This window comes from Arthrobacter sp. SLBN-112, from assembly GCF_030944625.1.
Classification (GTDB): domain Bacteria; phylum Actinomycetota; class Actinomycetes; order Actinomycetales; family Micrococcaceae; genus Arthrobacter.
Window position 1 is genome coordinate 4,357,624 of the sequence record NZ_JAUSXY010000001.1, and the last position, 13,033, is coordinate 4,370,656.

Here is a 13,033-nt window from a genome sequence, read left to right on the forward strand (position 1 = left end):
GCGCGACGCGTGGCTTACTTGGAGTCGGCGGCAGTGACGCTGGCCGTGGGCTTCATGTTTTCGGCCTGCACCATCCAGGCGAACTGCTCCAGCCGGGCGATGAACTCGTGCAGGAGATCCGCGGAGGTGGGGTCTTCCTCATCCACCTCGTCATGGACTTTTCGCATGGTGCCCACGGCAGCTTCGAGGGCGGCCACGATCCGGTCAATGGCGTCCTTGGTGCTGATCAACCCCTCGGGGAACTGGGCCAGACTGGTGGATTCGGCAACGGTGGCGCTGCGGCCATCCGGCAGGGCGTGCAGGGCGCGCATGCGTTCGGCCGTGTCGTCGGCGAACTGGCGGGCCGCGTCGACGATTTCGTCGAGCTGCAGGTGGAGGTCGCGGAAGTTGGTTCCCACAATGTTCCAGTGCGCCTGCTTGCCCTGGATGTGCAGTTCGATCAGATCCGCCAGGACAGCCTGCAGGTTGTTGGTCAGGGTCGGTGAAGCTTTCATGCATCCTCCTCGATTGGTCCAGTAAGGCCGACGCTACCAGTGACGGATGGCCCCGCGGTGGGCAATCCGGAAATTTCTCAGTGAGCTTACTAATTATGGAAATCAGTCATAAACGAACGTGATTCATATTGCGTCTTGCATCACAGGGTCGGCACCCTCATACTAAATGAACGCCATTCATATAGTGACTTCCGTCTCACAGCCTTCCAGAAAGTGGTGCCATGACAGAGACAATCCGCACCAGTACCGCCAAGCCCGGTCCCCACGCCCACGCACCGTCCACGGACGGCGTCAGCGCCAAGGGCCTCAAGGGCGGCCAGCTCGGGCTCCTCGCCGTCGTCGTCCTGGGCATTTCAACCATCGCCCCCGCCTACACCCTCACCAGCGCACTCGGACCCACCGTCAAGGAAGCCGGGCTCCAGCTGCCAGTCATCTTCCTGATCGGTTTCATCCCCATGATCCTGGTCTCGCTCGCCTACCGGGAGCTCAACGCCGACTCCCCGGACAGTGGCACAACCTTCACCTGGGTGACCAAAGCCTTTGGCCCCTGGGTCGGCTGGATGGGCGGGTGGGGCCTGCTGGCCGCCAACATCATCGTGCTGTCCAACCTGGCCGGCGTCGCCGTCGACTTCTTCTACCTCTTCCTGTCCCAGCTCACCGGCTCACCGGAACTGGCAGACCTGGCCGGCAACAAAGCGTTGAACGTCCTCACCTGCTTCGTGTTCGTGGCGCTGGCCGTCTGGGTCAGCTACCGCGGCCTGCACACCACTAAGGTGGTGCAGTACGGCCTGGTGGGCTTCCAGCTGCTGGTCCTCGGTCTGTTCGTCGCTATGGCCTTCGCCAACTGGTCCACGTCCGAAACGGCCATCCCGTTCAGCTGGGACTGGTTCGACGTCACCAGGATCGAGACCTTCGGCCAGGTTGCCGCCGGCATCTCGCTGTCGATCTTCGTGTACTGGGGCTGGGATGTCTGCCTGACGGTCAACGAGGAAACAGCCAACGGCAAGAAGACTGCCGGACTGGCCGGCACCCTCACCGCCGTGATCGTCCTGGCCATCTACCTCCTGGTCAGCATCGCCACCATGATGTTCGCCGGCGTCGGGGATACCGGCAACGGCCTGAACAACGCCGACAACCAAGAGAACATCTTCACGGCGCTGGCCTCCCCCATCATGGGGCCCTTCGCCGTCCTGATGTCCCTCGCCGTTCTCTCCAGTTCCGCTGCCTCCCTGCAGTCCACGTTCATGTCCCCGTCCCGGAGCCTGCTGGCCATGGCCCACTATGGCGCACTGCCGGAACCCTTCAGCCGCATCAGCCGGAAGTTCGCGACGCCGGGCTTCGCCACCGTCGCTGCCGGCGTCGTCTCCGCCGGCTTCTACGCGGTGATGCATGTGGTCAGCGACAACGTCCTGAATGACACCATCCTGGCCCTTGGCCTGATGATCTGCTTCTACTACGGCCTCACCGCTCTGGCCTGCACCTGGTACTTCCGGCACAGCCTGTTCAACAGCGTGCGCCACTTCGTGCTGCGGCTGGTGTGCCCGGTAGTGGGCGGCGTGGGATTGTTCGTGGTGTTCGTCCAGACCGCCGTGGACAGCCTGGCGCCGGAGTTCGGCAGCGGTTCGGAGGTCTTCGGCGTGGGCCTGGTGTTCATCCTGGGCATCGGCATACTGGCCCTGGGCGCCGTCGTCATGCTGGTGGTGTCCCGAACGCACCCCGGCTTCTTCCGCGGCGAAACGCTCAAGAAGGACACGCCCGCCCTGGTGGTCCCGGAATAGGTCAGTGAGTACGAAAGGTGCCGTGCCCGCCAGGGGCACGGCACCTTTTTGTTATCACCAGTAGTGCGCCACGTCCACCACGAGGCGGGAGCCGGAGCCCGGCCCATCCAAGGTGAGTACACGGAACGGCAGGCGCGCCCGCACGCCCAATCCCAGGCTTGTGTAGCCCTCGAAGCTTCCCGCGGAAACCACCTGGCGGAAAGTCTGGTACCCGGAGACGTTGCTCAGTTCAGTGGTGTTTCCGGGGGTGTAGGTGGGGTTCCCGTTTTGGTCGTAGGAGGGCGCCTTGATGCTGATGTGCAGGCGTGCACCGCCCCTGACGGGAATGACGGCCCCCGAGCCCTCCTGCTCGATCCGGGGTACGTACTTCACTGTGTAGGAGACGGCGGGCCCGTTGAGGTCCACAACCAGCCGGTCGAAGCAGTAGTGCTGGCCCGTCCTGACGTTCGTGACGGATGCCGTACCGGTATCCTGGCCGGATTTCGCCAACGAGCCCCAGGTGAGGCCGCAGTAGGGGGCGGCGGACGCCGGGCCCGAGGCCACGAGTCCCAATCCCACGGCCAGCAGAATGGCCGAGAGCCAAACAGAGAATTTTTTCATTGCCGCGCCATCCAGGAATAAAGCCATTTGGATGATTCCAGCGTAGGAGCGTTGGGATCCGGAAACGAGGGAGCATTTTGGTAACGACGGCGGCGGGAGACAAAGCGGCGCCGGGCACCCCACAGGGGCAGCCGGCGCCGGAAAGAACGGGTAGGGGTCAGCCCTCGCAGTCGCGGCAGTACTTCCGGCCGTCCTTTTCGCGGGCCACCTGCGACCGGTGGCGGACCAGGAAGCAGGACGAACAGGTGAATTCGTCGGACTGCTCAGGAACCACAATGACGGTGAGTTCCTCGTTGGACAGGTCGGCGCCGGGGAGGTCGATGCCTTCAGCGGTGTCGTTCTCGTCGACATCGATGACTGCGGTCTGGGCGTTGCCGCTCCGGGACGCCTGGAGGGCCTCGAGGGAGTCAGCGGGAGACTCTTCTTCCTGCTTGCGTGGAGCATCGTAATCGGTAGCCATTAGCGTGTTCACTTTCGTTGCTGCACAGCGCCATTTCAGGCACCTCAGTGAAGCAGTTTAGGGCATCATCCGGGCCCCGGCGCAATAGTGTGGCCAAGCAGACATTCAGCTGCCGCCGGACACCCTTCCCAGGTGTTCGGAGCGGGCGTGATCGGCCCCAACGGCGACCCCGCTCAGGGCCGGAAGCCAGCCCCACCGGGTGGCATCGGCCATGGCGCCTGCGGCCTGGGACTCGGATTCACAGGTAAAGGTATCAAGGGCCCAGTCGCGGAGCCGGATAAGCAAGGTAGCCATCATGCCTGAAACCTACGCAGCTATTGTTGTGGCCACGTTTCGCGGCGGTCTCCCGCGGATTAAATCCGCATGTGTCCTCACGTGGGCGGGGCCGTGCTGCTGCGCAGGACGAGCTCAGGTTCCACCACCAGCGTCCGGGGTCCTTCTTCACCGCCGAGTACCGCCAGCATCATGTCCATGCAGCGCCTGCCCAGTTCTTCGAAATCCTGCCGGACCACCGTCAGCGGCGGGCTGAAGTACGCGGACTCGGGCTGGTCATCGAAGCCCACCAGGGAAACGTCCTTCGGCACCTCCAGGCCTGCTTCGTTCAAGGCACGCAGGATCCCCAGTGCCATCTGGTCGTTGCCCACGAAGAGGGCGGTGGCGTGCCGGTCAGCCGCCAGCCGCCGGCCAATGTCGTAGCCGCTGCCGGCGCTCCAGTCTCCCTCGATCAGAAGATCCGCCTCAAGCCCGGCGGCCGCCAGGGTGGAGCGCCAGCCGTCGGACCGCGCCACGGCGTCAATCCAGTCCTGCGGCCCCGCGACGTGCCCGATCCGGGTGTGGCCCTGCGCTAAGAGGTGCCGGACGGCCAGTTCGGCCCCCTTGCGCTGGTCAACCCGGACACCGCCAACAGCGTCATTCCCGTCGGAGCCAACGGCGACCACTGGAACGCCAATAGGCAATTCCGCCAGCGCCGCCAACGTGGCCAAGTGCGGAACAATCACCACTATTCCGTCCACCGATTGGTCCAGGAAGTGCCTGACGGCGTCCAGGATCGTGTCCCTGGTGACTTCCCGCAGCGCAGCAACGCTGACAAAGTACCCTGCGTCCCGCGCGGCCCGTTCGACTCCCAGCATGGTGTTGGCGGGGCCGTACTGCGACAGCTCGCTGCCCAGGACACCGATGGTTTGGGAGCGCCGGGTGACCAGGCTGCGGGCGGCAGTGTTGCGGCGGTAGCCAAGTTCGGCAATCGCCGCTTCCACCTTGTGCCGTGTCCCCGTGCTGACGTTGGGGTGGTTGTTGACCACCCGGGAGACGGTTTGGTGCGAGACCCCGGCCAGCCCCGCCACGTCCTCAAGCCTTGGCAATCGCCGGGGCCGGGAGCTGGGCTGCGCCACGGGATCAGATCCCGCCGGCGAGTTTGTAGTAGGCGGCGTTCCAGTTCAGGTCTTTCTTGAACTGGCGGATGGTGGTGTCTTCGTCGATGGTGAGGAGTTCGGTTTTGGCGATCTCGGCGAAGTCCTCGAAGACGTCCATGCCTACTTGGGTGGAGAGCACGGTGTGGTGGGCGGCACCGGCGGTGAGCCAGGCGGCGGCGGACGTGGCGAAGTCCGGCTTGGGTTCCCAGAGGGCGCGGGCGACGGGGAGGTTGGGCAGGGGCTGGTCCAGGGGCACGACGTCGACGGCGTTGGCCACCAGGCGGAAGCGGTCGCGCATGTCGGACAGGGCGACGACCACGCCCGGGGAGGCATCGGCGTCGAAGACCAGCCGGACGGGGTCTTCCTTGCCGCCGATGCCCAGCGGGTGGATTTCCAGGCGCGGCTTCGCAGCGGTCAGTGAGGGGCAGACCTCGAGCATGTGGGCGCCCAGGATCTTTTCGGCGCCGGGTTCGAGGTGGTAGGTGTAGTCCTCCATCAGGGAGGCGCCGCCGGGCAGGCCGGCACCCATCACCTTCGCGGCGCGGACCAGGATGGCGGTCTTCCAGTCGCCTTCGGCGCCGAAGCCGTAGCCGGCGGCCATGAGCCGCTGCACCGCGAGGCCGGGAAGCTGGCGCAGGGCGCCCAGGTCCTCGAAGGAGGTGGTGAACGCGGCGGAGCCGTTGGCCTCCAGGAAGCTGCGCAGCCCCAGTTCGATCCGGGCGCCGTAGCGGAGGGAGTCGTGCCGGGCCGCGCCTGCGCGGAGCTCCGGCACCACGTCATACAGGTCTTCGTATTCGGCCACCAGGGCGTCGACGTCGGCCTCCGCAGCGCCGTGCACGGCGTCGGCGAGTTCGTTGACGGACCAGGTGTTCACGGCGACGCCGAAGCGCAGCTCGGCCTCGGTCTTGTCGCCTTCGGTGACGGCGACGTTGCGCATGTTGTCACCGAAGCGGGTCAGTTTCAGGGTGCGGACGGCGGCCCAGCCGGCGGCGGCGCGCTGCCAAACGCCCACCTGGCGGGCTACCTCGGGGTTGGAGACGTGCCCGACGACGGTCTTCCGGGCGATGCCCAGGCGGGACTGGATGTACCCGAACTCGCGGTCACCGTGCGCGGCCTGGTTCAGGTTCATGAAGTCGAAATCGATGTCCGCCCACGGCAGGTCCCGGTTGGCCTGGGTATGCAGGTGCAGCAGGGGCTTGCGCAGCAGGTCCAGGCCTTGGATCCACATCTTGGCCGGGCTGAACGTGTGCATCCAGGCCGTGACACCGATGACGGAATCATCCGAGTTCGCCTCCAGCGCGGTCCGGCGGATGGCGTCTGAATCGGTCAGGACCGGCTTCCAGACGATCTTGACCGGGACGGCCGAGGAGGCGTTGAGCTGGTTGGCGATCTCCTGCGACTGGGCGGCGACCTGCTTGAGGACTTCTTCGCCGTAGAGGTGCTGGCTGCCGGTGAGGAACCAGACCTCGTAACCGTCGAGGGAGGTGTGTGCTGCGGTATTCATGGGTACTCCTGTTGAAAGTTTTGGGGGCTGTACTGCCCTGCTTGGTCTACTGCCCGTAGACGTTTTGGTAGCGGGCGTAGAGGGAGTCAATGGAGTCTTTGTCGATGGGCAACGGCTCGCCCAGCTGCCGGGAAATGTGGACGGTGCGGGCCACTTCCTCGCACATCACGGCGGCTTTCACGGCGGACCGGGCGTCCCTGCCGATGGTGAAGGGGCCGTGGTTCTGCATCAGCACCGCGGGAGAGTTGGAGCTTTTCAGGGTCTCCACGATGCCGTGGCCGATCGAATCGTCGCCGATCAGCGCGAACGGGCCCACCGGGATGGAGCCGCCGAACTCATCACCCATCATGGTCAGCACGCACGGGATGGCCTCGCCCCGGGCGGCCCACGCGGTGGCATAGGTCGAGTGCGTGTGCACCACCCCGCCCACCTCGGGCATGTGCCGGTAGACATAGGCGTGCGCGGCGGTGTCCGAGGACGGCGAGAGAGCCGGGTTGCCCCACTCCACCGTTCCCCCGCTGCCGATGTTGGTGCCCCGGACCGGCGTCCCATACAGGTCGGTTACCACCATCTGCTCCGGGGTGAGGTCCTGGTAGGAGACACCGGAGGGCTTGATCACCATCAGCTCATGGCCGGGCACCCGGGCCGAGACGTTCCCGGCCGTCCACACCACCAGTTCATACCGGGTCAGCTCAGCGTGCAGGGCGCACACGTCCTCCCGGACGCGGGCGATGGTTTCAAGGATTGCGCTCATGCGGAGACCTCCACGGTTGCTTTGGCCGCGTTGCGCTGGATGGCCTTAAGCCGGTGCATAACCTCGTTGCCGCCGCGGCCGAAGTAGTCGTGCAGGGCCTTGTACTCCTGGAACAGTTCCTCGTAGGCGGCCACGTTTTCCGGGATCGGCGTGTAAACCTCACCTGGCTCGGCACCCATCGCGGCGGCGGCCTCGCGGATGTCAGCATATTCACCGGCGGCCACGGCAGCGTGGATCGCCGATCCCAGGGCCGGGCCCTGCTCCGAACCAATGGTGGAGAGCTGCAACCCGGTGGCATCCGCATAAATCTGCATCAGCAGCCTGTTCTTCAGCAGCCCGCCGGCCACAATGAATTCCTTGACCGGAACCCCTGCATCGCGGAAAGCATCCACAATCGTGCGGGTCCCGAACGCCGTGGCCTCCAACAGCGCACGGTACGTATCCTCGGGCCTGGTGGCCAGGGTCTGCCCCACCACAATCCCGGAAAGCTCGTGGTCCACCAGCACCGAACGGTTCCCCGAGTGCCAGTCCAGCGCAATCAATCCATGCTCCCCAATAGCCTGCCGGGAGGCCAGTGCCGTGAGGTATTCGTGAATGCCCAGGCCTGCAGCTTCGGCCGCCTGGTGGTATTCCGGCGGGACGCCGGACTCGGTGAACCAGCCAAAGATGTCCCCCACCCCGGACTGGCCTGCCTCATAGCCCCACAGCCCGTCCACGATGCCGCCGTCCACTACACCGCACATGCCCGGTACTTCGCGCAGTTCGGCGCCGTTCATGACGTGGCAGGTCGAGGTGCCCATGATGGCCACCAACTGCCCGGGCTCCACCGCTTTCGCAGCCGGCGCCGTGACATGCGCGTCAACGTTTCCCACCGCCACGGCGATGCCCTCGGGCAGTCCGGTCCAGGCTGCAGCCTCCGCCGTGAGGGTGCCGGCGGCGTCACCCAGCCGGCCAATGGTGTGTTCCAGTTTGGAGCCGACAAAGTCCTTGAAATCCGGGTTCAGGGCGGACAGGAAATCCTCGGACGGGTAGCGGCCGTCCTGGTAGATGCCCTTATACCCGGCCGTGCAGGCGTTGCGGACATACCGGCCGCACAGCTGCCAGACGATCCAGTCGGCCGCCTCCACCCAATGGTCCATCGCGGCGTAGGCCTCCGGATCCTCCTCCAGCAGCTGCAGCCCCTTGGCGAACTCCCACTCCGAGGAGATCAAACCCCCATAGCGCGGAAGCCAGTCCTCGCCCCGTTCGGCCGCAAGCCGGTTAATGCGGTCGGCCTGCCCCTGGGCGGCGTGATGGCGCCACAGCTTCACATAGGCATGCGGCCGATTCGCATAACCCGGCACTTCGTTCAACGGCGTGCCGTCAGCCTTGACCGGGACCATAGTGCAGGCAGTGAAGTCCGTGGCAATACCGACGACGTCCGCCGGGTCGATCCCCGCGGCAGCCACCGCAGCCGGGACCGCGGCGCGAAGGACCTCCCGGTAGTCATTGGGCACCTGAAGCGCCCACTCCCCGGGAAGCCTGGCTCCGTCGTCGCCTGCTGTGTCACGTGGCAGGACGTCGGTGACCACAGCGTGCGGGTACTCATGGACCGCACTGCCGAGCTCCTTCCCGTCACGGACCCGCACCACCACGGCACGGCCCGAGAGTGTTCCGTAGTCCACCCCGATGACGACGTGGTCAGGGCTGGAGCTGGAGAGAGATTCTGGCATTCGGTTGCCTCCGCCCGGGAGGCAGGGCCTCATTGCCGGGGTTGTCTAGGGGTCATGGTCGAGCTAAGCGCTGCAGCAAGTGTGAACGCTAACAAAGCAGAAGTCAATGAAACCGGAGCATGTTCGAAAAGTTGATAGCGGCCTCTTGTTAGCGTTCACAAATCAGTCTATATTGAACCGACACATCAACAATGTGGCCCGGGCCAGGAAGCATCGCTGCTGCCTCGTCCAACAACACTTCGCGGCAGTGCTGCCGCGGAAGGAGAAAATGGTGAGAATCAAAAAACTCGTGGGCGCGGTGGCGCTTGTCCTCGCGCTGACGGTGGGAGCCACCGGTTGCGGCTCACGCGGCGCGGCAACAGAACCCAGCAGTGCGGCAAAGCCCAGCGACTCGCTGGTTGGCATCTCGATGCCCACGCAGACATCCGAACGCTGGATCGCCGATGGCGCCAACGTGGAGAAGTCACTCAAGGACCTCGGCTACAAGACGGACCTCCAGTTCGCCAATGACGACATTCCAACCCAGGTCTCACAGATCGAAAACATGCTGACCAAGGGCGCCAAGGCCCTGATCATCGCAGCCATTGACGGCACCACCCTGACCGACGTCCTGGCCAAGGCCAAGGAGCAGAACGTCAAGGTCATCGCGTACGACCGCCTCATTAACGGCACCCCGAACGTCGACTACTACACCACGTTCGACAACTACACGGTCGGCGTACAGCAGGCCACCTCGCTGCTGACCGGCCTGGGCCTCCTTGACGCCAACGGCAAGAAGGTGGACGGCAAGGGCCCCTTCAACGTTGAACTCTTCGCCGGAAGCCCCGACGACAACAACGCCAACTTCTTCTGGACCGGCGCCATGGACACCCTCAAGCCGTACCTGGATGCCGGCACCCTGAAGGTCCCCAGCGGCCAGACCAAGTTTGAGCAGGCCGCGATCCTTCGCTGGCAGGCACCGGTAGCGCAGAAGCGCATGGAGGACATCCTCACTTCCGCGTACAGCTCGGGCACTAAGCTGAACGGCGTCCTGTCCCCGTATGACGGCCTGTCCATCGGCATCATCTCTGCCCTCACCAGCACCGGCGGCTACGCCAAGGGAACCCTCCCGGTCGTCACCGGCCAGGATGCCGAGAAGGGCTCCGTGAAGTCCATCATTGCCGGCGAGCAGTACTCCACCATCTTCAAGGACACCCGCCAGCTGGGTGCCCAGGCCGTCAAGATGGTCGACGCCGTCCTCAAGGGCCAGGAACCGGAAACCAACGACACCAAGACCTACAACAACAAGGTCAAGGTTGTCCCGGCCTTCCTGCTGAAGTCCGTGATCATCACCAAGGACAACTACAAGAAAGAACTGATCGACTCGGGGTACTACACCGACGCCGACGTCAAGTAGTCAGCCGGGGCTGCGGCCTGACGTCCAATCCGGCCGCAGCCCCTCCCGCAGCCCCCTGCAGCAGCAGACAGGGCCAAGCTTCGACCAGTCAGTGGGAATTGACGATGAACACACCCATTCTTCAGATGCGAGGAATCACCAAAACGTTCCCGGGCGTGAAAGCGCTCCAGGATGTCACCCTGGATGTGAACCGTGGAGAGGTCCATGCCATCTGCGGTGAAAACGGCGCCGGCAAATCAACGCTCATGAAAGTGTTGTCCGGCGTCTATCCTGACAACACCTTCGACGGGGAGATCCTCTTCGAAAACGAGCCCTGCAATTTCTCCAGCATCTCCGACAGCGAGAAGCGGGGCATCGTGATCATCCACCAGGAACTGGCGTTGAGCCCGTTCCTCTCCATCGCCGAGAACATCTACCTTGGCAATGAGCAGGCCACCAACGGTTGGGTGGACTGGCGCAAGACCAACCTGGAGGCAGCCAAGCTGCTTGCCCGCGTGGGACTCGATGAAAACCCGATCACCCCTGTGCAGCACATCAGCGTAGGCAAGCAGCAGTTGGTGGAGATCGCCAAGGCGCTCTCCAAGGAAGTGAAGCTGCTCATCCTGGACGAACCCACGGCCGCCCTCAACGACGAGGACTCCGGCCACCTGCTGGACCTGATCCTCCACTTGAAGGGCCAAGGAGTCACCAGCATCATCATCAGCCACAAACTCAACGAGATCCGCAAGGTGGCCGATGCCGTCACCATCATCCGGGACGGCAAGACCATCGAGACCCTCCGGCTTGATGAAGGACAGATCACACAGGAGCGGATCATCCGCGGCATGGTGGGACGGGACCTGGAGAGCCTGTACCCGGACCGCCACCCGAACATCGGTGAAGAAGTCCTCCGGATCGAAGACTGGTCCGTCCGCCACCCCCAGGACCACGCCCGAATGGTGGTCAAGAACGCCAACCTGCACGTCAGGAAGGGCGAAGTGGTGGGACTTGCCGGGCTGATGGGCGCCGGCCGCACGGAGCTTGCCATGAGCGTGTTTGGCCGCACGTACGGGACCGCCACCTCAGGCAAGGTCTACAAGTACGGCGAGGAAATCAACACCGCCACCGTCTCTGACGCGATCCGGCACGGCATTGCCTACGCCACCGAGGACCGGAAGCACTACGGCCTGAACCTCATCGAGGACATCAAGCGCAACATCTCCCTGGCAGCGCTGCGCAAGCTCGCAAAACGCGGCTTCGTGGACAAGAACCAGGAGACCGTGGTGGCCAACGGCTACCGCAACAGCATGAACATCAAGGCACCCTCGGTGGCCGCCATCACCGGAAAACTCTCCGGCGGCAACCAGCAGAAGGTCGTGCTGAGCAAATGGATGTTCTCCGATCCCGATGTACTCATCCTCGATGAACCCACCCGCGGGATCGACGTCGGCGCCAAATACGAGATCTACACGATCATTGCCAGGCTCGCGGCCGAAGGAAAAGCCGTGATCGTCATTTCCTCGGAACTTCCCGAACTCCTGGGCATCTGCGACCGCATCTATACCCTCGCCGCCGGCCATATCACCGGTGAGGTGCCCATCGCCGAGGCCACCCAGGAAACCCTGATGCACTACATGACCAAAGAGAAGGAATAGCGAAATGTCCGCCCTACGAGAATCGCTCGGATTCCTCACAAGCCGCCTCCGCCAGGTCGGCATCTTCGTTGCCCTGATCCTGATTGTCCTGCTGTTCCAGGGGCTGACCGGCGGGATCCTGCTGGAACCGCAAAACGTCACCAACCTGGTGGTCCAGAACAGCTACATCCTCATCCTCGCCATCGGCATGGTCATGGTGATCATCGCCGGCCACATCGACCTTTCCGTCGGCTCGGTCGCAGGGTTCATCGGCGCCGTGGCGGGCGTCATGATCGTGCACTGGGGCTGGCCCTGGTGGGCCGCCATCCCCGCGTGCCTTTTGGTCGGTGCCCTCGTCGGTGCCTGGCAGGGGTACTGGATCGCCTACGTGGGAATTCCGGCCTTCATCGTCACGCTGGCAGGCATGCTGATTTTCCGTGGCCTGACGCTCATTACCCTGAAGAACCAGCAGATCACGCCCTTCCCGGCCGAGCTGCGGGCCTTGGGCGGAGGATTCCTCCCGGATATTTCCGGCGGTACCTCAGTGCTGGAATGGCTCACGGTCATCCTCGGCGTGGGCGCCACAGTGGCACTCCTCATCCAGGCCCTGAAGGAACGCCGGATCCGCAGGAAGTTCGACCTCGAAAGCGAACCCCTGGTCTGGTTCGTCATCAAAACCGCCTTCACGGCGCTGCTCATGCTCATCATCACCTTCCTGCTGGCGTCCTACCGGGGCACGCCGATCGTCCTGGTGGTCCTGGCAGGGCTGGTGATCGCCTACACCGCGCTGATGAACAACAGCGTGTTCGGCCGGCACACCTATGCAATCGGCGGCAACCTCCATGCAGCTGAGCTCTCAGGAATCAAGACCAAGGCCGTGACCTTCCGGCTCTTCGTGAACATGGGCGTACTCGCTGCCTTGGCAGGCCTCGTCTTCACCGCCCGGCTCAACTCGGCACAGCCGGCAGGCGGAACCGGCTTCGAACTCGATTCGATCGCCGCGGCCTTCATTGGCGGTGCTGCCGTCACCGGCGGCATCGGCACCGTCGCCGGGGCCATGATCGGCGGCCTCATCATGGGCGTGCTCAACAATGGCATGTCCATCCTGGGCCTGGGCACCGACTACCAGCAACTCATCAAGGGCCTGGTGCTCTTGGTCGCCGTCGGCTTCGACATCTTCAACAAGAACCGCAGCGGCGGCGGCGGTGACCTTGGCAAGCGGTTCAAGCTCAAGACCACGCGCCCACCCGCAGAAGAGAAGCCCGTGCCTGCAGCCTCCGAAACGGTACAGGCGGGCGTCAAGTAGTACC

12 protein-coding genes are annotated in these 13,033 nt (G+C 64.3%); 4 read left to right on the plus strand and 8 right to left on the minus strand.

Annotated features, from left to right (window positions below; genetic code table 11):
• Nucleotides 1-14 precede the first annotated feature (14 nt).
• A complete protein-coding gene (locus QF050_RS20165; RefSeq protein ID WP_308932036.1) occupies nt 15-494 on the minus strand; it encodes a DNA starvation/stationary phase protection protein in 480 nt (159 codons plus the stop codon).
• A 221-nt stretch (nt 495-715) separates the two neighbouring features.
• Between QF050_RS20165 and QF050_RS20170 the strand changes: the two genes are divergently transcribed.
• Nucleotides 716-2,272 (plus strand): APC family permease, encoded by a 1,557-nt coding sequence (locus QF050_RS20170; protein ID WP_308932037.1) that lies wholly within the window; start codon nt 716-718, stop codon nt 2,270-2,272.
• 54 nt (nt 2,273-2,326) lie between these two features.
• On the opposite strand, the gene QF050_RS20175 is transcribed toward QF050_RS20170, so the two are convergent.
• From QF050_RS20175 to araB, 7 genes are all read right to left on the minus strand, one after another.
• Entirely contained in the window at nt 2,327-2,872 is a 546-nt protein-coding gene (locus tag QF050_RS20175) for a hypothetical protein (protein WP_308932038.1), read from the minus strand.
• Nucleotides 2,873-3,029: 157 nt separating this feature from the next.
• Nucleotides 3,030-3,332 (minus strand): DUF4193 domain-containing protein, encoded by a 303-nt coding sequence (locus tag QF050_RS20180; protein WP_308932039.1) that lies wholly within the window; start codon nt 3,330-3,332, stop codon nt 3,030-3,032.
• A 105-nt stretch (nt 3,333-3,437) separates the two neighbouring features.
• A complete protein-coding gene (locus tag QF050_RS20185; RefSeq protein WP_308932040.1) occupies nt 3,438-3,629 on the minus strand; it encodes a hypothetical protein in 192 nt (63 codons plus the stop codon).
• A 74-nt stretch (nt 3,630-3,703) separates the two neighbouring features.
• Nucleotides 3,704-4,723: a LacI family DNA-binding transcriptional regulator gene (locus QF050_RS20190; RefSeq protein ID WP_308932041.1), complete on the minus strand. Its 1,020-nt coding sequence runs from the start codon at nt 4,721-4,723 to the stop codon at nt 3,704-3,706.
• A 4-nt stretch (nt 4,724-4,727) separates the two neighbouring features.
• The gene (araA, locus tag QF050_RS20195; protein ID WP_308932042.1) at nt 4,728-6,248 is read right to left on the minus strand and encodes an L-arabinose isomerase; all 1,521 of its coding nucleotides are present in this window, start codon (nt 6,246-6,248) and stop codon (nt 4,728-4,730) included.
• 46 nt (nt 6,249-6,294) lie between these two features.
• Nucleotides 6,295-7,002 (minus strand): L-ribulose-5-phosphate 4-epimerase, encoded by a 708-nt coding sequence (locus QF050_RS20200; RefSeq protein WP_308932043.1) that lies wholly within the window; start codon nt 7,000-7,002, stop codon nt 6,295-6,297.
• Nucleotides 6,999-8,714 (minus strand): ribulokinase, encoded by a 1,716-nt coding sequence (gene araB, locus QF050_RS20205; RefSeq protein WP_308932044.1) that lies wholly within the window; start codon nt 8,712-8,714, stop codon nt 6,999-7,001. Before araB ends, QF050_RS20200 begins: the two co-directional genes overlap by 4 nt.
• A 268-nt stretch (nt 8,715-8,982) precedes the next feature.
• Between araB and chvE the strand changes: the two genes are divergently transcribed.
• The 3 genes from chvE to mmsB all read left to right on the plus strand — a co-directional run bounded on the left by chvE (nt 8,983) and on the right by mmsB (nt 13,029).
• Complete coding sequence (chvE, locus tag QF050_RS20210) at nt 8,983-10,110, plus strand: multiple monosaccharide ABC transporter substrate-binding protein (protein WP_308932045.1); 1,128 nt, start codon at nt 8,983-8,985, stop codon at nt 10,108-10,110.
• A 104-nt stretch (nt 10,111-10,214) separates the two neighbouring features.
• Nucleotides 10,215-11,744: a multiple monosaccharide ABC transporter ATP-binding protein gene (mmsA, locus tag QF050_RS20215; RefSeq protein ID WP_308932046.1), complete on the plus strand. Its 1,530-nt coding sequence runs from the start codon at nt 10,215-10,217 to the stop codon at nt 11,742-11,744.
• A 4-nt stretch (nt 11,745-11,748) separates the two neighbouring features.
• On the plus strand, nt 11,749-13,029 hold the full coding sequence (mmsB, locus tag QF050_RS20220) for a multiple monosaccharide ABC transporter permease (protein WP_308932047.1): 1,281 nt from the start codon (nt 11,749-11,751) through the stop codon (nt 13,027-13,029).
• Nucleotides 13,030-13,033: the final 4 nt, after the last annotated feature.

Coding starts and splice junctions, on each gene's coding strand:
- QF050_RS20165 (WP_308932036.1), bottom strand. CDS start 494: ATGAAAGCTTCACCGACCCTGACCAACAACCTGCAGGCTGTCCTGGCG.
- QF050_RS20170 (WP_308932037.1), top strand. CDS start 716: ATGACAGAGACAATCCGCACCAGTACCGCCAAGCCCGGTCCCCACGCC.
- QF050_RS20175 (WP_308932038.1), bottom strand. CDS start 2,872: ATGAAAAAATTCTCTGTTTGGCTCTCGGCCATTCTGCTGGCCGTGGGA.
- QF050_RS20180 (WP_308932039.1), bottom strand. CDS start 3,332: ATGGCTACCGATTACGATGCTCCACGCAAGCAGGAAGAAGAGTCTCCC.
- QF050_RS20185 (WP_308932040.1), bottom strand. CDS start 3,629: ATGATGGCTACCTTGCTTATCCGGCTCCGCGACTGGGCCCTTGATACC.
- araA (WP_308932042.1), bottom strand. CDS start 6,248: ATGAATACCGCAGCACACACCTCCCTCGACGGTTACGAGGTCTGGTTC.
- QF050_RS20200 (WP_308932043.1), bottom strand. CDS start 7,002: ATGAGCGCAATCCTTGAAACCATCGCCCGCGTCCGGGAGGACGTGTGC.
- araB (WP_308932044.1), bottom strand. CDS start 8,714: ATGCCAGAATCTCTCTCCAGCTCCAGCCCTGACCACGTCGTCATCGGG.
- chvE (WP_308932045.1), top strand. CDS start 8,983: ATGGTGAGAATCAAAAAACTCGTGGGCGCGGTGGCGCTTGTCCTCGCG.
- mmsA (WP_308932046.1), top strand. CDS start 10,215: ATGAACACACCCATTCTTCAGATGCGAGGAATCACCAAAACGTTCCCG.
- mmsB (WP_308932047.1), top strand. CDS start 11,749: ATGTCCGCCCTACGAGAATCGCTCGGATTCCTCACAAGCCGCCTCCGC.